At 68.6% G+C, this 18,147-nt stretch carries 20 protein-coding genes; 15 read left to right on the top strand and 5 right to left on the bottom strand.

All coding sequences use genetic code 11. From position 1 onward, the window contains the following. Positions 1–43: 43 nt before the first annotated feature. Genes gatB through gatC form a run of 4 tightly spaced genes read right to left on the bottom strand, consistent with a single transcriptional unit; the run spans position 44 to position 3,794 of the window. Positions 44–1,492: an Asp-tRNA(Asn)/Glu-tRNA(Gln) amidotransferase subunit GatB gene (gatB, locus tag IWH25_RS03765; protein WP_203388023.1), complete on the bottom strand. Its 1,449-nt coding sequence runs from the start codon at positions 1,490–1,492 to the stop codon at positions 44–46. Positions 1,493–1,511: 19 nt separating this feature from the next. Beyond that, a complete protein-coding gene (locus IWH25_RS03770; RefSeq protein ID WP_203388024.1) occupies positions 1,512–2,042 on the bottom strand; it encodes a hypothetical protein in 531 nt (176 codons plus the stop codon). Between the two features lie 4 nt (positions 2,043–2,046). After that, positions 2,047–3,510 carry an Asp-tRNA(Asn)/Glu-tRNA(Gln) amidotransferase subunit GatA gene (gene gatA / locus IWH25_RS03775; protein ID WP_203388025.1) on the bottom strand — a complete coding sequence of 488 codons (1,464 nt, stop codon included), beginning with the start codon at positions 3,508–3,510 and terminating at the stop codon, positions 2,047–2,049. Next, the gene (gene gatC / locus IWH25_RS03780; RefSeq protein WP_203388026.1) at positions 3,507–3,794 is read right to left on the bottom strand and encodes an Asp-tRNA(Asn)/Glu-tRNA(Gln) amidotransferase subunit GatC; all 288 of its coding nucleotides are present in this window, start codon (positions 3,792–3,794) and stop codon (positions 3,507–3,509) included. The genes gatA and gatC overlap by 4 nt, the downstream gene beginning before the upstream one ends. 116 nt (positions 3,795–3,910) lie before the next feature. Here gatC and IWH25_RS03785 point away from each other — a divergent pair, with 116 nt between their 5' ends. From IWH25_RS03785 to IWH25_RS03850, 14 genes are all read left to right on the top strand, one after another. Next, positions 3,911–4,954 (top strand): rod shape-determining protein, encoded by a 1,044-nt coding sequence (locus tag IWH25_RS03785; RefSeq protein ID WP_203388027.1) that lies wholly within the window; start codon positions 3,911–3,913, stop codon positions 4,952–4,954. 215 nt (positions 4,955–5,169) lie between these two features. Then, the gene (mreC, locus tag IWH25_RS03790) at positions 5,170–6,042 is read left to right on the top strand and encodes a rod shape-determining protein MreC (protein WP_238998993.1); all 873 of its coding nucleotides are present in this window, start codon (positions 5,170–5,172) and stop codon (positions 6,040–6,042) included. 16 nt (positions 6,043–6,058) lie between these two features. After that, positions 6,059–6,580 carry a rod shape-determining protein MreD gene (gene mreD, locus IWH25_RS03795; protein ID WP_203388029.1) on the top strand — a complete coding sequence of 174 codons (522 nt, stop codon included), beginning with the start codon at positions 6,059–6,061 and terminating at the stop codon, positions 6,578–6,580. A gap of 67 nt (positions 6,581–6,647) precedes the next feature. Further along, positions 6,648–8,552, top strand: a complete 1,905-nt coding sequence (gene mrdA, locus IWH25_RS03800) for a penicillin-binding protein 2 (RefSeq protein ID WP_203388030.1) — start codon at positions 6,648–6,650, stop codon at positions 8,550–8,552. Then, entirely contained in the window at positions 8,549–9,661 is a 1,113-nt protein-coding gene (rodA, locus tag IWH25_RS03805; protein ID WP_203388031.1) for a rod shape-determining protein RodA, read from the top strand. Before mrdA ends, rodA begins: the two co-directional genes overlap by 4 nt. Next, positions 9,658–10,716, top strand: a complete 1,059-nt coding sequence (locus IWH25_RS03810) for a septal ring lytic transglycosylase RlpA family protein (RefSeq protein ID WP_203388032.1) — start codon at positions 9,658–9,660, stop codon at positions 10,714–10,716. The genes rodA and IWH25_RS03810 overlap by 4 nt, the downstream gene beginning before the upstream one ends. 130 nt (positions 10,717–10,846) lie before the next feature. Then, complete coding sequence (locus tag IWH25_RS03815; RefSeq protein WP_203388033.1) at positions 10,847–11,971, top strand: D-alanyl-D-alanine carboxypeptidase family protein; 1,125 nt, start codon at positions 10,847–10,849, stop codon at positions 11,969–11,971. Between the two features lie 22 nt (positions 11,972–11,993). Next, on the top strand, positions 11,994–12,857 hold the full coding sequence (locus IWH25_RS03820; protein WP_203388034.1) for a D-amino acid aminotransferase: 864 nt from the start codon (positions 11,994–11,996) through the stop codon (positions 12,855–12,857). Beyond that, positions 12,850–13,119, top strand: a complete 270-nt coding sequence (locus IWH25_RS03825) for an HP0495 family protein (RefSeq protein ID WP_203388035.1) — start codon at positions 12,850–12,852, stop codon at positions 13,117–13,119. The genes IWH25_RS03820 and IWH25_RS03825 overlap by 8 nt, the downstream gene beginning before the upstream one ends. A gap of 4 nt (positions 13,120–13,123) precedes the next feature. Then, positions 13,124–13,732 (top strand): lipoyl(octanoyl) transferase LipB, encoded by a 609-nt coding sequence (gene lipB / locus IWH25_RS03830; protein ID WP_203388036.1) that lies wholly within the window; start codon positions 13,124–13,126, stop codon positions 13,730–13,732. After that, positions 13,729–14,676, top strand: coding sequence for a lipoyl synthase (gene lipA, locus IWH25_RS03835; protein WP_203388037.1), 948 nt, complete (start codon positions 13,729–13,731; stop codon positions 14,674–14,676). The genes lipB and lipA overlap by 4 nt, the downstream gene beginning before the upstream one ends. Positions 14,677–14,767: 91 nt before the next feature. Further along, positions 14,768–14,959, top strand: coding sequence for a hypothetical protein (locus IWH25_RS03840; RefSeq protein WP_203388038.1), 192 nt, complete (start codon positions 14,768–14,770; stop codon positions 14,957–14,959). Between the two features lie 148 nt (positions 14,960–15,107). Further along, positions 15,108–15,269, top strand: a complete 162-nt coding sequence (locus IWH25_RS03845; RefSeq protein WP_203388039.1) for a J domain-containing protein — start codon at positions 15,108–15,110, stop codon at positions 15,267–15,269. Positions 15,270–15,308: 39 nt separating this feature from the next. Continuing rightward, a complete protein-coding gene (locus IWH25_RS03850; RefSeq protein ID WP_203388040.1) occupies positions 15,309–15,980 on the top strand; it encodes a DUF4197 domain-containing protein in 672 nt (223 codons plus the stop codon). An 80-nt stretch (positions 15,981–16,060) separates the two neighbouring features. Here the strand turns inward: IWH25_RS03850 and IWH25_RS03855 are convergent, their stop codons facing one another. Next, positions 16,061–16,570, bottom strand: a complete 510-nt coding sequence (locus IWH25_RS03855) for a hypothetical protein (protein ID WP_203388041.1) — start codon at positions 16,568–16,570, stop codon at positions 16,061–16,063. Between the two features lie 148 nt (positions 16,571–16,718). Here IWH25_RS03855 and IWH25_RS03860 point away from each other — a divergent pair, with 148 nt between their 5' ends. Further along, complete coding sequence (locus tag IWH25_RS03860; RefSeq protein ID WP_203388042.1) at positions 16,719–18,146, top strand: aminotransferase-like domain-containing protein; 1,428 nt, start codon at positions 16,719–16,721, stop codon at positions 18,144–18,146. Position 18,147: the final 1 nt, after the last annotated feature.

The raw sequence follows: 18,147 nt of genomic DNA on the forward strand, positions 1-18,147 counted from the left end.
CGGCGCCGTCGGGCGCCGTTTTCGTTTCTGCGGCGGAACCGCCTCAGGACAGTTTTTTCTTCAGCAGTTCGTTGACCTGCTGCGGGTTGGCCTTGCCCTTGGTCGCCTTCATCGCCTGCCCGACCAGTGCGTTGAACGCCTTCTCCTTGCCGGCCTTGTATTCGGCGACCATCGCCGCGTTGGCGGCGAGCACCTCGTCGATCAGCGCCTCGATCGCGCCGCTGTCGGTGATCTGCTTCAGCCCCTGTCGCTCGATGATCTCGTCGGCCGAGGCGCCCTCGCCGGTCCACAGTGCGTCGAAGACCTTCTTCGCGATGTTGTTCGAGATCGTGTTGTCGGCGATGCGCATAGTGAGCCCACCGAGTTGGACGGCTGAAACTGCAGACGCCGAAATATCCAACCCCTCTTTGTTGAGCCGCGAACTCAAATCGCCCATCACCCAGTTGGCGCAGGGTTTGGCGGCGGCCTTGCCGGCGGCGGCGACGGCCGCCTCGTAGTAGTCGGCGACTTCCAGCGACGCGGTCAGCGTCGTCGCGTCGTAGGCCGACAGGCCGTAGTCGGCGACGAAGCGCTGCTTCTTCGCTTCCGGCAGTTCGGGCATCGCCGCGCGCGTGCGCTCGATCCAGTCGCGCGAGATCGCCAGCGGCAGCAGGTCGGGGTCGGGGAAGTAGCGATAGTCGTGCGCGTCCTCCTTGGTGCGCATGACGCGCGTCTCGCCGCTGTCCGGGTCGAAGAGCACGGTCGCCTGCTGGATCGCGCGGCCTTCCTCGATCTCGTTGATCTGCCACTGCACCTCGTAGTCGATCGCCTGCTGCAGGAAACGGAACGAATTCAGGTTCTTGATCTCGCGGCGGGTGCCGAGCGGCGCGCCGGGACGGCGCACCGAGACGTTGGCGTCGCAGCGGAACGAGCCCTCCTGCATGTTGCCGTCGCAGATGCCGATCCAGCGCACCAGCGCGTGCAGCGCCTTGGCGTAGGCGACGGCCTCGGCCGCCGAGCGCAGGTCCGGCTCGGTGACGATCTCGAGGAGCGGCGTGCCGGCGCGGTTCAGGTCGATCCCCGACTTGCCGTGGAAGTCCTCGTGCAGCGACTTGCCGGCATCCTCCTCGAGGTGGGCGCGGGTCAGCCGCACCGACTTCTCGTAGACCTTGTCGCCCTGCCCGACCTGGATCGCGAGCGCGCCGCCCTTCACCACCGGCAGCTCGAACTGGCTGATCTGGTAGCCCTTGGGGAGGTCCGGGTAGAAGTAGTTCTTGCGCGCGAACACCGACTTTGCGGCGACCTCGGCGCCGATCGCCAGGCCGAAGCGGATCGCGCAGTCGACGGCGCCGCGGTTCAGCACCGGCAGCACGCCGGGCAGCGCCAGGTCGACGGCGCAGGCCTGCGTGTTCGGCGCGGCGCCGAAGGCGGTCGAGGCGCCGGAAAAAATCTTCGAGACGGTCGAGAGCTGTGCGTGCGTCTCGATGCCGATCACCACTTCCCAGTTGTTCATGCGTGTTCCTAAGCTCGTTCTATACGCAGCGGCCGGTCTTGCTGTCGATCAGGATCGGCCACAGATAGTCGTGCGCGTTGCCCTGGCACTTGGCGGTGCATTCGTTGAAGGCGACGGTGACGCGCGTGCCCTGCTCCCAGACGCGCACGGCGCAGCCGTCGGTCTTCGTCGTCATCGTCACCGGATGCTGCTTCTTGTCGGCCTGCGCGAAGTCCTTCAGGTCGAAGCGGCAGATGCCGTGCTTCGGGATGTTGACCTCGGCGGCGAAGCGCTTGACCTCGTCCTCCTTGACCTGCAGGTCGAGCCGGCCGCGGGTGCCGGTGACCTCGTCGCGGAAGTTGCAACGCGTCTTCACGCTGAGCGGCTTGATCGGCATCGGCTTCAGGTTGCGGCCGGCCAGGTGCTTCAGCGGCTGCGATTCGATGTGCGGCTTCTCCGCCTTCGGCGGCGGCGGCACGGGCATCGGGGCCGGCGGCGGCGGTGGCGGTTCCGGCGTCGCACAGGAAGCCAGCAGCAGGATCAATCCCAGGGCGGAAAGCCGGGCGAGCATGCGCTTACTCCGCGGGCGTCCGCAGGTGCCAGTCGGTCGCCTGCTGGTAGCGGTGGGCGACATTGAGCAGGCGTGCCTCGGCGAAGTAGTCGCCGATCAGCTGCAGGCCGACCGGCAGGCCGTCGGCAAAGCCGCAGGGGATCGACATGCCGGGCAGACCGGCGAGGTTCACCGCGATCGTGTAGATGTCCGAGAGGTACATCTGCACCGGGTCCGCGGCCTTCTCGCCGAGGCCGAAGGCGGTGCACGGGCTGGTCGGGCCCATGATCACGTCGCAGCGCTTGAAGGCGTCGACGAAGTCCTGCGCGATCAGCCGGCGGATGCGCTGCGCCTGCAGGTAGTAGGCGTCGTAGTAGCCGTGCGACAGCACGTAGGTGCCGATCAGGATGCGCCGCTTCACTTCGGCGCCGAAGCCCTGGGCGCGCGTCTTGCAATACATGTCGTCGAGGTCGGCATACTCGGGCGCGCGGTAGCCGTAGCGGACGCCGTCGTAGCGCGACAGGTTCGAGCTGGCCTCGGCCGGCGCGATCACGTAGTAGGCGGCGACACCGTGCTGCATGTTCGGCAGCGAGACCTCGACCGTCTCGGCGCCGAGCTTCCTGTATTCGGCGATCGCGTCCTGCACGCGGGCCATCACGCCGGCGTCGCAGCCGTCGCCGAAGAACTCCTTCGGCAGGCCGATTTTGAGGCCGGAGAGCGGCTTTTCGCCGGCGTTCGCTGCCAGATCGCGGCAGTAGTCCTCCGTCGGGCGCTCCAGCGAGGTCGAATCCTTGTCGTCGAAGCCGGCCATCGCGTTCAGCATCAGCGCGCAGTCCTCGGCGGTGCGCGCCATCGGACCGGCCTGGTCGAGCGACGAGGCGAAGGCGATCATCCCCCAGCGGCTGACGACGCCGTAGGTCGGCTTCAGCCCGCTCAGGTTGCACAGCGCCGCCGGCTGGCGAATCGAGCCGCCGGTGTCGGTGCCGGTCGCCGCCGGCGCCATCAACGCGGCGACCGCGGCGGCCGAGCCGCCGGACGAGCCGCCGGGAACCCGTTGTGTGTCCCACGGGTTCTTCACCGGCCCGAAGTAAGAGGTTTCGTTCGACGAACCCATCGCGAACTCATCCATGTTGGTCTTACCCAGGTTGACAGCGCCGGCGGCGTCGAATTTCGCGATCACCGTCGCGTCGTACGGGCTGACGAAGTTGCCGAGCATCCGCGAGCCGCAGGTGGTCCGCCAGCCCTGCGCGCAGAAGATGTCCTTCTGCGCGATCGGGATGCCGGTCAGCGGTCCGGCGTCGCCGGCGGCGAGGCGTGCGTCGGCGGCCTGCGCCTGGGCCAGGCTCTTCTCCGCGTCGACGGTGACGAAGGCGTTGATTTCCGGGTTCAGCCGGGCGATGCGGTCGAGGTGCAGCTGCGTCAGCTCGACCGACGAGATGTCCTTGCCGGCGAGCGCGGCGCCGAGCTGCTTGAGCGTCCAGCCGATCATTCGATCACCTTCGGCACCAGGTAGAGGCCGGCCTCGGTCTCGGGGGCGACGGCCTGGTAGGCGGCGCGGCGGTTTTCCTCGGTCACGCGGTCGTCGCGCAGGCGCTGCGCGACGTCCTGGGCGTGTGCCATCGGCTCGATGCCCTTGGTATCGACGGCCTGCATCGCCTCGATCAGGGTGAAGATGCCGTTGAGGTGGCCGAGGGTCGTTTCGGCCTCGGTTTCGCTGATGTCGAGGCGCGCCAGATGGGCGACGCGCCGGACCTGTTCGAGTGTGAGCGACATGGGGGCGGTGCAACCTAAAGTCTTATATTGACAAGCCTTATAGGGTATCATGAACCCTTTGACTGCCGCAGCCGGAACGACCGGCGACGCAGGGCTTTTCCCGGAAATCCAATAATATGTTCGGCATCCTCAGCAAGTACTTTTCCAACGATCTGGCGATCGACCTCGGCACCGCCAACACGCTGATCTACGTGCGCGGCCAGGGCATCGTCCTCGACGAGCCGTCGGTCGTCGCCATCCGCCTCGAGGGCGGCCCCAACGCCAAGAAAACGATCCAGGCCGTCGGCAAGGAAGCCAAGGAGATGCTCGGCAAGGCGCCGGGAACGATCACCGTGATCCGCCCGATGAAGGACGGCGTCATCGCCGACTTCACCGTCACCGAGCAGATGCTCAAGCAGTTCATCAAGAAGGTGCACGACTCGCGGCTGTTCTCGCCCTCCCCGCGCATCATCATCTGCGTCCCCTCCGGTTCGACCCAGGTCGAGCGTCGCGCGATCCGCGAATCGGCGATCGGCGCCGGCGCCTCGCAAGTCTTCCTGATCGAGGAGCCGATGGCGGCGGCGATCGGCGCCGGCCTGCCGGTGGCCGACGCCACCGGCTCGATGGTCGTCGACATCGGCGGCGGCACTACCGAGGTCGGTGTCATCTCGCTCGGCGGCATGGTCTATGCCGGTTCGGTGCGCGTCGGCGGCGACAAGCTCGACGAGGCGATCATCAACTACATCAGCCGCAACTACGGCATGCTGATCGGCGAGAACACCGCCGAGAACATCAAGAAGACGATCGGCTCGGCCTTCCCCGGCACCGAGGTGCGCGAGATGGAAGTCTCAGGCATCAACAAGGCCGAAGGCATTCCGCGCAAGTTCACGATCTCGTCGAACGAGATCCTCGAGGCGCTGACCGAGCCGCTCAACAACATCGTCTCGGCGGTCAAGTCGGCGCTCGAGAAGACGCCGCCCGAACTCGGCGCCGACATCGCCGAGAAGGGTATGGTGCTGACCGGCGGCGGCGCCTGCCTGCGCGACCTCGACCGTCTGCTGATGGAAGAGACCGGGCTGCCGGTGATCGTCGCCGAGGACCCGCTGACCTGCGTCGCGCGCGGCTCCGGCCTGGCGCTCGAGAAGATGGACAAGCTCGGCAGCATCTTCGCCTCCGAGTAAGCGCTGCTGCGCGCGAGATGGCTGCGTTGCCCGCGACCCCGACCCTTCTCTTCGCCCCTCAGCTTACGCCGGTGGCCGGGGCCGCGTGCCCCGTGCCCCGTCGTCGCCCGCAACGCGCCTGCGCCGCCGTTTCCCGCATCACCGATTTCTGACCCGTGGCCGCCTTCGATCACTCGCCTCCACCCTTCTTCAAGCGTGGGCCGGCGCCGCTGGCCATGCTCACGCTGTACGTGGCGGTCGCGGTGTCGCTGCTGGTGCTCGACGCCAGGTTCCGCTACCTGGAGATCCTGCGCCAGGCGCTCGGCGTCGTCACCCATCCGCTGCAGCAGCTGGCGCACGCGCCGGCGCGCGGGCTGGCGCAGGCCGGCGAGTATTTCCAGAGCGTGGACGCGCTGCAGGACGAGAACCAGCGGCTGACGCACGCCAAGCTGGAAAGCGCGCCGCAGCTCTTGCGGCTGCAGCAGCTGGAGGCCGAGAACGCCCGTCTGCGCCGGCTGCTCGCGGTCCGCGACCGGCAGCCGGCGTCCGGCCAGGTGGCGCAGATCCTCTACACCGCGCGCGATCCGTTCACGCGCCGCGTCGTCGTCGACAAGGGGCAGCAGGACAAGATCGCCGCCGGCCAGCCGGTGGTCGACGACGCCGGCATCGTCGGCCAGGTGACGCGCGTCTATCCCTTCGTCTCCGAAGTCACGCTGATCACCGACAAGGATCAGGCGGTGCCGGTGCAGATCGTCCGGAACGGGCTGCGCTCGGTGGTCTTCGGGCTGGGCAACGGCCAGCTCGAGCTGCGCTTCATGCCCGCCAACGCCGACGTCCAGGTCGGCGACCTGCTGGTCACCTCGGGCCTCGACGGCATCTTCCTGCCCGGCTTCCCGGTGGCGAAGGTGCTCAGCATCGAGCGCGACACCGCCTATTCCTTCGCCCGCATCGTCTGTGCGCCGGTCGCCGGCGTCGAGAACTTCGGCGAGGTGATGGTGCTGGCGCAGCGCGAGGCGCCGCCGCCGCGGCCGGAGCCGGCGGAGGCGGTCGACGGGGCGCCGGAGGAGAAGGTCGTCAAGGCCAGGAAGAAGCGCCCGCAGCGCCACTGACGGAAAGGAGAGATCGATGCAAACCACCTTTACCTCGTCGCGCATCCTGCTGCCGGTCCGGCCGTGGTTCATCGCGCTGTCGCTGCTCGTCGCACTGCTCCTCAACATGCTGCCGACCGCCTGGTGGCCGGGCGTTCCCGACTGGGTGGCGCTGGTGCTGTGCTTCTGGAGCGTGCGCGAATTCCGCAAGGTCGGCATGGGCTGGGCCTTCCTGCTCGGGTTGGCGATGGACGTCGCCGACGCCAGCCTGATGGGCCAGCACGCGCTGGCCTACGTGCTGCTCGCCTACGGCGCCTCGGCGCTGTCGCGGCGCGTGCTGTGGTTCCCGCTGCTGCAGCAGGCGCTGCAGATCCTGCCGCTGCTCTTCGTCGTGCCGCTGATCCAGGCCGGCGCGCGCATGCTCGCCGGTGGCGAGTTTCCCGGCGTCGGCTTCTTCGTCTGGCCGCTGGTCGCCGCCGTGCTCTGGCTGCCGCTGACCTTCATGCTGCTGCTGCCGCAATACCAGCCCGTCGAGCGCGACGCCAACCGGCCGATCTGATCCGCCGCCGGATGCCGTACCCGATGCCCTCCCCGAACTTCCGCCGCGCCGCCGCGGCCGCCTGAGCATGCGCCGCCGGCACGACCCCTTCCATCACCAGGACAGCGACCTCGACCGCTTCCGCTTCCGCCTCGGCTTCGCCGCGGTGGCGGTGCTGCTCGCCTTCCTGCTGCTGTTCACGCGCTTCGTCTGGCTGCAGGTCGTGCAGCACGACTATTACACGACCCGCGCCGAGGGCAACCGCATCTCGCTGGTGCCGGTGACTCCCAACCGCGGCGTCATCGTCGACCGCAACGGTACCGTGCTGGCGCGCAACTACTCGGCGTTCACGCTCGAGATCACGCCGTCGCGGGTGCACGACCTGGAGGCGACGATCGACGCACTCGGCACGCTGATCGAGGTGCAGGCGAAGGACCGCAAGCGCTTCAAGAAGCTGATGGAGGAATCGAAGAACTTCGAGTCGATCCCGATCCGCACGCGGCTGACCGACAAGGAGGTCGCCACCTTCGCCGCCAACCGCTTCCGCTTCCCCGGCGTCGAGGTGAAGGCGCGGCTGTTCCGCCAGTATCCGCTCGGCGAGATCGGCTCGCACGCGCTCGGCTACATCGGCCGCGTCAACGACCGCGACCTCGAGCGCATCGAGGTCGCCGAGCAGGCGGCGAACTACAAGGGCACCGACCATTTCGGCAAGAGCGGCATCGAGCAGAAGTACGAGTTCCATCTGCACGGACAGACCGGCTACGAGGAGGTCGAGGTCGACGCCGGCGGCCGCGCCGTGCGCATCCTCTCGCGGACGCCGCCGGTGCCCGGCAACAACCTGACGCTGACGCTGGACAGCAAGCTGCAGAAGGTCGTCGAGCAGGCCTTCGGCGAGCGCCGCGGCGCGCTGGTGGCGATCGAGCCGGAGAGCGGCGGCGTGCTGGCGCTGGTGTCGATGCCGACCTTCGACCCCAACCTGTTCGTCGACGGCATCCGTGCCGACGACTGGGACGCCTACAACAACGACCCGGACAAGCCGATGCTCAACCGCGCGATCTACGGCGCCTATCCGCCCGGTTCGACCTTCAAGCCGTTCATGGCGCTGGCCGCACTCGAGACCGGCAAGCGCACGCCGCAGCAGGCGATCTCCGACCCCGGCTACTACATGTTCGGCGGCCACCAGTTCCGTGACGACAAGAAGGGCGGGCACGGCATCGTCGACATGTACAAGTCGATCGTGCATTCCTGCGACACCTACTACTACGTCCTCGCCAACGACCTCGGCATCGACGGCATCTCGAACTTCATGGGCCAGCTCGGCTTCGGCCAGCGCACCGGCATCGACATCGAGGGCGAGGCGGAGGGCGTGCTGCCGTCGCAGGCGTGGAAGAAGAAGCGCTTCAAGAAGCCCGAGCAGCAGAAGTGGTACGCCGGCGAGACGATCTCGATCGGCATCGGCCAGGGCTACAACTCCTACACGATGCTGCAGCTGGCGCAGGCGACGGCGACGGTGGCCAACAACGGCGTGATGTTCCGCCCGCACCTGGTGAAGTACATCACCGACGCCAAGAGCGGCGCGAAGACGATGATCGAGCCCGAGCCGATGCGCATCCTGCCGTTCAAGCAGCAGAACATCGACGTGATCAAGAAGGCGCTGGTCGGCGTGAACAAGGAAGGCACCGGCACCCGCGCCTTCGCCGGCGCCGAGTACGAGGCCGCCGGCAAGACCGGCACGGCGCAGGTGTTCAGCCTGAAGGGCGAGAAGTACGAAGCCGGCAAGGTCAAGGAGCGGCTGCGCGACCACGCGCTGTTCATGGCCTACGCGCCGGCCGACGCGCCGAAGATCGCGCTCGCGGTGATCGTCGAGAACGGCGGCTTCGGCGCGCAGTCGGCGGCGCCGATCGCGCGCATGGTCTTCGACTACTACCTGCTCGGCAAGCTGCCCAAGGGCGCCGCCGAGGAGGATGCCGCCGCCGTGGAGGCTGACGAATGACGACCTTCGCCGAAATCCGCCACCGCCTGTGGCACGGCACCGTCGACCACCTCGACGCGCCGCTCTTCTTCATCACCATCGCGATCATGGGCGTCGGCCTGGCGACCGTGTTCTCGGCGACCTACGACAGCCAGAACCGGCTGATGGGCCAGTTCATCAACATGGCGGTGGCGCTGACGCTGATGTGGGGCGTCGCCCAGGTGCCGCCGCAGAAGCTGATGCGCTTCGCGGTGCCGATCTACGTCGGCGGCCTGATCCTGCTGATCCTCGTCTTCCTGTTCGGCATCACCGTCAACGGCGCGCGGCGCTGGCTGAACATCGGCATCACCCGCATCCAGCCGTCCGAGATCATGAAGCTGGCGATGCCGCTGATGCTCGCCTGGTACTTCAACAAGTACGAGGCGGGGCTGAAGGCCCGCCACTACGCCGTCGCCGCGCTGCTGCTGGCGGTCCCCTTCCTGCTCGTCGCCAAGCAGCCCGACCTCGGCACCGCGATCCTGATCGGCGCCGCCGGCTTCTACGTGCTGTTCTTCGCCGGCCTGCAGTGGAAGGTCATCGTCGGGCTGGCCGTCGCCGGCGCCGCCGCCGCGCCGGTGCTGTGGAACTTCCTGCACGACTACCAGAAGAAACGCATCCTGACGCTGATCGACCCGACCTCCGACCCGCTCGGCTCCGGCTACCACATCATCCAGTCGACCATCGCCATCGGCTCCGGCGGCACCACCGGCAAGGGCTGGCTGCAGGGCACGCAGACCCACCTCGAATTCATCCCGGAGAAGCACACCGACTTCATCTTCGCGGTCTTCGGCGAGGAATGGGGGCTGCTCGGCAACGTCGTGCTGCTCGTCCTCTACCTGCTGCTGATCGGCCGCGGGCTGATGATCGCCGCCAACGCCTCGACGCTGTTCGCGCGCCTGCTCGCCGGCTCGATCACGCTGTCGCTGTTCACCTACGCCTTCATCAACATGGGCATGGTCTCCGGCATCATGCCGGTGGTCGGCGTGCCGCTGCCCTTCATGAGCTACGGCGGCACCGCGCTGGTCACGCTGTGCACCGGGCTGGGCATCCTGATGAGCATCCAGACGCACCGCATGCTGGTGAAGAAATGAGCGCCCGCCGCCTCGTTCCCGCGCTGCTGGCGCTGCTGCTCGCCGCCTGCGGCAGCGCGCCGAAGCCGCCGGCCGAGCCGCTGCCGGAGCCGGGCCGGCCGGGCGCGAAGGCGCCGACGCCGACGAAGAAGCCCAGCGTGACGCTGAAGCGCGGCGGCGGTTACTACAAGGACGACGGCCCGGCCGACGAGCTGCCCGACGGCCTCGACGAGCTCCCCGACGCCGAGCCGAAGCCGGAGCCGCTGCATCGCTTCGCCAACCGCCCGTACGTCGTCTTCGGCAAGGAGTACGTGCCCAATACCAGCGTCAAGCCGCACCGCGAGCGCGGCATCGGCAGCTGGTATGGCAAGAAGTTCCACGGGCAGAAGACCTCGATCGGCGAGCCCTACGACATGTTCGCGATGACCGCCGCGCACCCGACGCTGGCGATCCCCTCGTACGCGCGCGTCACCAACCTCGCCAACGGCCGCTCGGTGGTCGTCCGCGTCATCGACCGCGGCCCGTTCCACATCGGCCGCGTGATCGACCTCTCCTACGCCGCCGCGCACAAGCTCGACTACATCCGCAACGGCAGCAGCCAGGTCGAGGTCGAGGCGATCGTCCCCGACGCCAGCGGCGTCGCCTATGCGCAGGTCGCGTCGGCCGAGCCGCGGCCGCCCCTGGCGCGTGACGAGCGAAGCTCGCGCGACGAACGCAGTTCGCGTGACGAACGCAGTTCGCGCGACGAGATCGCCGACCTTGCGCAGAAGCTCGCCGCCGAAGAGAAGCCGGTGCAGCAGGCGGCGGCGATCGGGCTGAACGGCAGCGGCACGGCGCTTCCCGCCGGCGGCGTGCTGCTGCAGCTCGGCGCCTTCGCCAACGCCGACAACGCCGAGACGATGCGCCTGCGCCTGCTGCGCGAGCTGGACTGGGCCGAGGCGGAACTGCGCGTCAACGTGAACGGCGGCATCCACCGCCTGCACCTCGGACCTTACGCCAGCCGGGCCGACGCCGAGCGCGTCGCCGAGCGCATCCGCCAGAGCCACGGCTTCAAGCCGACCTTCGTGACGCGATGACCGGCGCCCTCCTCACCCGCTGAGGGCCGGCCGGCGGCTTTGTGACAGTCTGTAAGTGGCCGCCGCCAGGCGGGCAGCGGTTGCTATAATCCGGCCTCCCCCGCAGTCCTCCCCCGGAACCAAGATCTTCATGAAAATCATCGCCTTCCTGTTCGCCCTCGTTCCCTCCCTGGTGCTCGCGCAGCAGCTGCCGGTGCCGCCGGCGCTGGCCGCCAAGTCCTGGCTGCTGATCGAGTCCGGCTCCGGCCAGGTGCTCGCCAGCCAGGCGCCGGACGAGCGCCTCGAACCGGCCTCGCTGACCAAGCTGATGACCGCCTACCTGACCTTCGCCGCGCTGAAGCAGGGCACGCTGAAGGTCGACCAGGGCGTGCCGGTGTCGGAGAAGGCCTGGCGCACCGGCGGCTCGAAGATGTTCATCCGCGTCGGCCACCAGGTGCCGGTCGAGGACCTGATCAAGGGCATGATCGTGCAGTCCGGCAACGACGCCTGCGTCGCGCTGGCCGAGGCGATCGCCGGCAGCGAGGACAACTTCGCGCAGATGATGAACCGCGAGGCGCAGCGCCTGGGCATGAAGGCCTCCAGCTTCCGCAACTCGACCGGCCTGCCCGACCCGCAGCACTACACCACCGCGCGCGACCTGGCGACGCTGGCCGGCGCGCTGATCCGCGACTTCCCCGAGGAGTACGCGAAGTACTACGCGCTCAAGGAATACCGCTACAACAACATCACCCAGCCGAACCGCAACCGGCTGCTGTGGATCGACCCGACCGTGGACGGCGTCAAGACCGGCCACACCGAGGCCGCCGGCTACTGCCTGATCTCGTCGGCCAAGCGCGGCCCGCGCCGCCTGCTGTCGGTGGTGCTCGGCGCCGCCTCCGACAGCGTGCGCGCGCAGGAGTCGCTGAAGCTGCTCAACTACGGCTTCCAGTTCTACGACGCGGTGCAGCTCTACGCCAGGGAGCAGGCCGTCTCCAGCCTGAAGGTGTGGAAGGGCGGTGCGGCGACGGTCAAGGCCGGCTTCACCGGCGACTTCATCCTCGCCGTGCCGAAGGGCTACGCGCAGAAGATCCAGGCCGACCTCGTCTCGCAGCAGCCGCTGATTGCGCCGGTCGCCGCCGGCCAGACCGTCGGCACGATGAAGGTCAGCGTCGACGGCAAGCACTATGGCGACTACCCGGTCGTCGCGCTGGAGAGCGTGCCGCAGGCCGGCGTCTTCGGTCGCGCGATCGACTCGGTGCGCCTCTGGTTCAACTGATCGCGGACGCGGCGGAGACGGCATGAGCTCGACCACCTGCTACCTGAACGGCGACTACCTGCCGCTCGCCGAGGCGCGCGTGTCGCCGCTCGACCGCGGCTTCCTGTTCGGCGACGGTGCCTACGAGGTGATCCCGGTCTACTCGCGCCGCCCGTTCCGCATCGGCGAGCACCTCCGCCGCCTGCAGCAGACGCTGGACGGCATCCGCCTCGTCAACCCGCACACCGTCGACGAATGGGCCGAACGCATCGCGCGCATCGTCGCCGCCGCGCCGTTCGCCGACCAGTCGGTGTACCTGCAGGTGACGCGCGGCGCCGACACGAAGCGCGACCACGCCTTCCCCAAGGACGTCGCGCCGACGGTGTTCATCTTCACCGCGCCGCTGACGACGACGCCGGACAGCGTGCGCGCCAGCGGCGTCGCCGCGGTGACCGCGCCCGACGAGCGCTGGGCGCGCTGCGACCTCAAGGTCGTCGCGCTGCTCGCCAACGTGCTCGCCCGCCAGCACGCGGTCGACCAGGGCTGCGCCGAAACCATCCTGCTGCGCGACGGCTGCATGATCGAAGGCGCCGCGTCGAACATCTTCGTCGTCCGCGGCGGCGTGCTGCTGGCGCCGCCGAAGGACCGGCGCATGCTGCCCGGCATCACCTACGACGTGGTGCTCGAACTGGCGGCCGCGCATGGCGTTCCGTACGCGGTCCGGGACATCGCCGAGGCCGAGCTGCGCAGCGCCGACGAGGTCTGGATGACCTCGTCGACCAAGGAGGTGCTGGCGATCACCACGCTCGACGGCGAGCCCGTCGGCGCCGGCGTTCCAGGCCCGCTGGCGCAGCGGATGCACGACTGGTACCAGCTGTTCAAGGACGAGGTGATGCGCCGTGGCTGACCAGAAAGAAACGCTGCTCGAGTTCCCCTGCGACTTCCCGATCAAGATCATGGGGCTGGCCAGCAACGACCTGGCGCAGGCGGTGCTCGCGGTCGTCGTCAGGCACGACCCCGGCTTCGACGGCGCGACGATGGAGATGCGCGCCAGCTCCGGCGGCAAGTACGTCAGCCTGACCTGCACCGTTACCGCCACCTCGAAGGCGCAGCTCGACGCGCTGTACATGGAACTGACCGCGCACCCGCTGGTCAAGGTGGTGCTGTAAGGCGATGATCGTCCGCGACCTCGGCCGCGCCGACTACGAACCGACCTGGCGGGCGATGATGGCCTTCACCGCCGGCCGCAGCGCGGAAACGCCGGACGAGCTGTGGGTGGTCGAGCATCCGCCGGTGTTCACGCTCGGCCAGGCCGGCAAGCCGGAGCACCTGCTGGTCGACGCCGGCATCCCGCTGGTGAAGATCGACCGCGGCGGCCAGATCACCTACCACGGCCCCGGCCAGGTGGTGGTCTACCTGCTGCTCGACCTGCCGCGCCGCAGGCTCAAGGTGCGCGAGCTGGTCAGCTGCATCGAGCAGGCGGTGATCGACTGTCTGGGCGAGCACGGCGTGACCGCCGAGCGGCGCGACGGCGCCCCCGGCGTCTATGTGGGCGCGGCCAAGGTCGCCGCGCTCGGACTGAGAGTCCGCAACGGCTGCTGCTACCATGGCGTCAGCCTCAACGTGGACATGGACCTGTCGCCGTTCGCGGCGATCAACCCCTGTGGCTATGCCGGCATGGCGGTCACACAGACGAAGGATCTCGGCATCCCGCTGACGCCGCCACAAGCGGCCGAGGCGCTGACGAGGCACCTCATCGCACAACTGGAGCAGAAGGAATGAGCGAACGCGGCGTGAAGCAGAAGGGCGAACTGAAGACGGCCCGCATCCCGATCAAGATCGTGCCGCACGTGCCGCAGAAGAAGCCGGAGTGGATCCGCGTCAAGGCCGGCAACAGCTCGGGCCGCTTCGGCGAGATCAAGGCCATGCTGCGCGAGCAGAAGCTGCACACCGTGTGCGAGGAAGCGGCCTGCCCGAACATCGGCGAATGCTTCGGCCGCGGCACCGCCACCTTCATGATCCTCGGCGACATCTGCACGCGCCGCTGCCCGTTCTGCGACGTCGGTCACGGCAAGCCACTGCCGCCGGATGCGGACGAGCCCGCGCATCTCGCCGAATCGGTCGCCAACCTGAAGCTGCGCTACGTCGTGATCACCAGCGTCGACCGCGACGACCTGCGCGACGGCGGCGCCCAGCACTTCGTCGACGTCATCGCCGCGGTGCGCGCCAAGTCGCCGGCGACGACGATCGAAACGCTGGTGCCCGACTTCCGCGGCCGCCACGAAATCGCCATCGAGGTCCTCGGCCAGTCGCTGCCCGACGTGCTCAACCACAACATGGAAACGGTGCCGCGCCTGTACAAGCAGGCGCGCCCGGGTGCCGACTACCAGCACTCGCTGACCTTCATGCAGGCGTTCAAGGCGAAATACCCGAACGTGCCGACCAAGTCCGGCCTGATGGTCGGCTTGGGCGAGACCGACGACGAGATCCTCGAGGTCATGCGCGACCTGCGCGCGCACGGCGTCGAGATGCTGACCATCGGCCAGTACCTCGCCCCCTCCGGCCACCACCTGCCGGTGTCGCGCTACGTGCATCCCGACGTGTTCAAGATGTACGAGGAAAAGGCGAAGGAGATGGGCTTCACCGGCGCCGCCTGCGGCCCGATGGTGCGCAGTTCGTACTGGGCCGACCAGCAGGCGCACAATGCCGGTGTCGCGGGCGGCTGACGCCGCCCCGATTGAGCTCAAAAATGAGCTGAGGTAGCATGGGACGCTTCGAGGCTTCCCGCCCGGTGGCGGGCGGAGGGAAGGAGAGCCCATGTCAGCCAGCGAATCGACCTGCAGCGAGTGCGACCACGCCTTCGAGCTGTCCGAGGACGCCAGCGTCGTCGTCTGCAACGCGCATCACGAGTACCGCAGCGCCGCGCAGGCGGGCTGCAGCCACTATGCGCCACGCAAGTTCCTGACCGAGTCCAGCGTCACCGAGGTGTGGCACCCGGAATCGCCGTGATCCGGCCCGCCGTCGCCGCCCTCCGTCCATCCGCCGCTTGAATCCGCCCGTCCGCCGGGGGCGGCCATCGGCGGTCGCGAGGCCTATGCTTCGGCTGTCGGTATTTGCGCTGATGGGCCATGCGATGAACGAGGATCCTTTCCGGGTCTTGGGCTTGTCTCCCGAGGCCAGCCAAGCCGAGATCCGCGCCGCCTACCGGCGCATCCTCGAGCAGGTCGCGGCGAGTTCGGCGCGCCGCGATCCCGCCGACCTCGCCCGCCTCGACCGGGCGCGCGCGGCCTACCGCAGCTTGCTGTCGACGATCGCCTAGCGGTACGCTGCCGACTCCCCCGTTGCCGGAGCCGACCTCATGCGTGCCTGTCTCGTTGTGCTGCTCGCCCTGTTCTTCTCCACGACGCTGCCGGCAGCCGAGCCGACCAGCGCCGAAACCGCGTCCGGACTCAAGGAGGCGCTGACCCGCGGCGCCGAGGTCGCGGTCAGTCAGCTCGGCCGGCCGGACGGCTTCCTCGGCGACAAGCGCGTGCGCATCCCGCTGCCCGACTCGATCCGCAAGGCGGAAAAGATGATGCGCACGCTCGGTGCCGGCAAGTACGCCGACGAGTTGATCGAGACAATGAACCGCGCCGCCGAGGCGGCGGTGGTCGAGGCCAGGCCGATCCTGGTCAACGCGGTGAAGAACATGAGCTTCGACGACGCGCGCGGCATCCTCACCGGCGGCGACGATGCCGCGACCAGCTACTTCCGCCGCAGCACCTCCGGCGACATCGCGAAGAAGTTCCTGCCGATCGTCAGGCAGGCGACGGCGAAGGTACAGCTCGCCGACAAGTACAACCAGTACGCCGGCAAGGCGGCCAAGCTCGGCCTGCTCGACGAGAAGGACGCCGATCTCGACCAGTACGTGACGCAGAAGGCGATGGACGGCCTGTTCCTGATGGTCGCCGAGCAGGAAAGGGCGATCCGCAAGGACCCGGTGGCGACCGGTAGCGCGCTGCTGAAGAAGGTCTTCGGCTTCGGCGGCTGAGCTGCCGAAAAACGGGGCATGCAGCGCGGCCGCATGCCCCTTTGCCTGCACCGCACCCGGCGTACTGTGCCGGGCGAGTCTCAGCCGCCGGCGAGGCGCAGGCGTTCGACGCCGAAACCGGCCGCCGGGTTGATGCGGGCAACGACGCTGCCGTCCTCGGCCAGCAGCTGCGGCGCGCCGGCGCCGTCCAGTTCCAGCCGCTCCACCGCCGCGACCGGCGCCGGGATGCTCCGGATCAGCGTCCAGCTGCGCGCGTCGTGCAGGTAGACGGCGGCTTCGCCGAGCACCCAGATGCGCCCGCGCGCCTCGTCGATGCGGATGTCGCGCACCGCCTTCCGTCCCGGCGCGCGCAGTTCGCCGATCAGCGACGGCGCTGCCCGCGTGTGGAAAATTCGGGCAATGCCGGTTCGGTCGTCACCGACGATGAGCAGCTGGCGTGCCTCCCACTTGGCTTCGATGCGCTTGCCGTTACCGTGGACCACGTCGGCGGCCGGGCGGCAGGCGGCGAGGGCGAGGGTGAGCATAAACGCAGCGAGGAAGAGGGAAGACCCGGCGGCGAGGCCGCGACGGGTGCCAGTCTGGGCAGTCATGTCGGTCTCCTTGAAGAGTTTCCGTCAACGTTGACGGAAAGCAGACACTACCGGACACTTTACCCATGCCACATGTACAATTCCGATGCATGTCAGGCACACTGTACCGGCGAGGGCGGCGGTACAGTCCATTTGCGGGAGAAGACAGATGCTGCAGCTGAGCCTCAACGCCGAATCGCCGCTGCCGCTGGTCGACCAGATCGTCAGCGGCATCCGTACCCACATCGACGATCGCCTGCTGCGCGCCGGCATGCGCCTGCCGCCGATCCGCGGCTTCGCCGAACAGCACGCGGTGAGCCGCTTCACCGTCGTCGAGGCCTACGACCGGCTGGTCGCGCTCGGCTACGTCACCTCGCGCCGCGGTTCGGGCTTCTACGTCGCCGGCCGCAAGCCGCTGCCGGCGGCCGAGACGCAGAGCGGCGAACTGGAGCGTGCCTTCGACAACGCCGGCGTGATGTACCAGAGCCTCGAGGACGCGCCGGCGCGGCTGAAGGCCGGCGTCGGCTGGCTGCCGCCGGAGTGGATGGACGAGGAAGGGGTGCGCCGCAACCTGCGCGCGCTGTCGCGCCGCCCCGACGTGCACGCGACGACCTACGGCACCGCGCTCGGCTACCGGCCGCTGCGCGAGCAGCTGCAGATCAAGCTCGCCGAGTTCGGCATCGGCGTCCAGCCGGACCAGATCATCCTCACCCACGGCGCCACGCAGGCGCTCGACATCGTCATCCGCACGCTGATCCAGCCCGGCGACTGCGTGCTGGTCGACGACCCCGGCTACTGGAACCTGTTCGCCAACCTGCGCCTCTATGGCGCCAACCTGGTCGGCGTGCCGCGCAACGACAACGGGCCGGATCCCGACGCGCTCGAGGCGCTGCTGCAGGAGCACCGGCCGAAGGCCTTCTTCACCCATTCGGTGCTGCACAACCCGACCTCGGGCAACCTGACGCCGGCGGCGGCCTTCCGCGTGCTGCAGCTGGCCGAGAAGCACGACTTCCTGATCGTCGAGGACGACGCCTACGGCGACTTCCATCCCGGCCCGGCGACGCGGCTGGCACAGCTCGACCAGCTCAACCGCGTGGTCTATGTCGGCAGCTTCGCCAAGACGCTGTCGGCCGACCTGCGCGTCGGCTTCCTCGCCTGCCGGCCGGAGCTGCGCGCGCGCTTCTCCGACGTCAAGATCGTCTCCTGCGTGTCGACGTCGGAATTCGCCGAGCGCCTGGTCTACCTGATGCTGACCGAGGGCCATTACCGCAAGCTGGTCGAGCGCCTGCAGGGCCGGCTCGCCGACGCCGCCAGCCGCACGCTGCGCATGCTCGAGCGCAGCGGCCTGAAGCCGCACGGGGAACCGAAGGGGGGGATGTTCGTCTGGGCCGAGGTGCCCGGCATCGGCGATGCCGCCTGCCTCGCCGGCGATGCCGCGGAAAGCGGCATCATGCTGTCGCCGGGCAGCATCTTCCGCCCGCAGCAGCAGCCGTCGCCCTTCCTCCGCTTCAACGTCGCCTACGCGCTCGACAAGCGCCTCGAGCGCTATCTCGGCGAGGCGCTGCCGCGTTTTGCCGGCAAGTGCTGCAAGGATTGAG

This window comes from Azospira restricta, from assembly GCF_016858125.1.
In the GTDB taxonomy this organism is placed as follows: domain Bacteria; phylum Pseudomonadota; class Gammaproteobacteria; order Burkholderiales; family Rhodocyclaceae; genus Proximibacter; species Proximibacter restrictus.

What these genes read in the sequence shown, in the direction of transcription:
- gatB (WP_203388023.1), bottom strand. Translation starts at nt 1,492, where the DNA reads ATGAACAACTGGGAAGTGGTGATCGGCATCGAGACGCACGCACAGCTC.
- IWH25_RS03770 (WP_203388024.1), bottom strand. Translation starts at nt 2,042, where the DNA reads ATGCTCGCCCGGCTTTCCGCCCTGGGATTGATCCTGCTGCTGGCTTCC.
- gatA (WP_203388025.1), bottom strand. Translation starts at nt 3,510, where the DNA reads ATGATCGGCTGGACGCTCAAGCAGCTCGGCGCCGCGCTCGCCGGCAAG.
- gatC (WP_203388026.1), bottom strand. Translation starts at nt 3,794, where the DNA reads ATGTCGCTCACACTCGAACAGGTCCGGCGCGTCGCCCATCTGGCGCGC.
- IWH25_RS03785 (WP_203388027.1), top strand. Translation starts at nt 3,911, where the DNA reads ATGTTCGGCATCCTCAGCAAGTACTTTTCCAACGATCTGGCGATCGAC.
- mreC (WP_238998993.1), top strand. Translation starts at nt 5,170, where the DNA reads ATGCTCACGCTGTACGTGGCGGTCGCGGTGTCGCTGCTGGTGCTCGAC.
- mreD (WP_203388029.1), top strand. Translation starts at nt 6,059, where the DNA reads ATGCAAACCACCTTTACCTCGTCGCGCATCCTGCTGCCGGTCCGGCCG.
- mrdA (WP_203388030.1), top strand. Translation starts at nt 6,648, where the DNA reads ATGCGCCGCCGGCACGACCCCTTCCATCACCAGGACAGCGACCTCGAC.
- rodA (WP_203388031.1), top strand. Translation starts at nt 8,549, where the DNA reads ATGACGACCTTCGCCGAAATCCGCCACCGCCTGTGGCACGGCACCGTC.
- IWH25_RS03810 (WP_203388032.1), top strand. Translation starts at nt 9,658, where the DNA reads ATGAGCGCCCGCCGCCTCGTTCCCGCGCTGCTGGCGCTGCTGCTCGCC.
- IWH25_RS03815 (WP_203388033.1), top strand. Translation starts at nt 10,847, where the DNA reads ATGAAAATCATCGCCTTCCTGTTCGCCCTCGTTCCCTCCCTGGTGCTC.
- IWH25_RS03820 (WP_203388034.1), top strand. Translation starts at nt 11,994, where the DNA reads ATGAGCTCGACCACCTGCTACCTGAACGGCGACTACCTGCCGCTCGCC.
- lipB (WP_203388036.1), top strand. Translation starts at nt 13,124, where the DNA reads ATGATCGTCCGCGACCTCGGCCGCGCCGACTACGAACCGACCTGGCGG.
- lipA (WP_203388037.1), top strand. Translation starts at nt 13,729, where the DNA reads ATGAGCGAACGCGGCGTGAAGCAGAAGGGCGAACTGAAGACGGCCCGC.
- IWH25_RS03840 (WP_203388038.1), top strand. Translation starts at nt 14,768, where the DNA reads ATGTCAGCCAGCGAATCGACCTGCAGCGAGTGCGACCACGCCTTCGAG.
- IWH25_RS03850 (WP_203388040.1), top strand. Translation starts at nt 15,309, where the DNA reads ATGCGTGCCTGTCTCGTTGTGCTGCTCGCCCTGTTCTTCTCCACGACG.
- IWH25_RS03855 (WP_203388041.1), bottom strand. Translation starts at nt 16,570, where the DNA reads ATGACTGCCCAGACTGGCACCCGTCGCGGCCTCGCCGCCGGGTCTTCC.
- IWH25_RS03860 (WP_203388042.1), top strand. Translation starts at nt 16,719, where the DNA reads ATGCTGCAGCTGAGCCTCAACGCCGAATCGCCGCTGCCGCTGGTCGAC.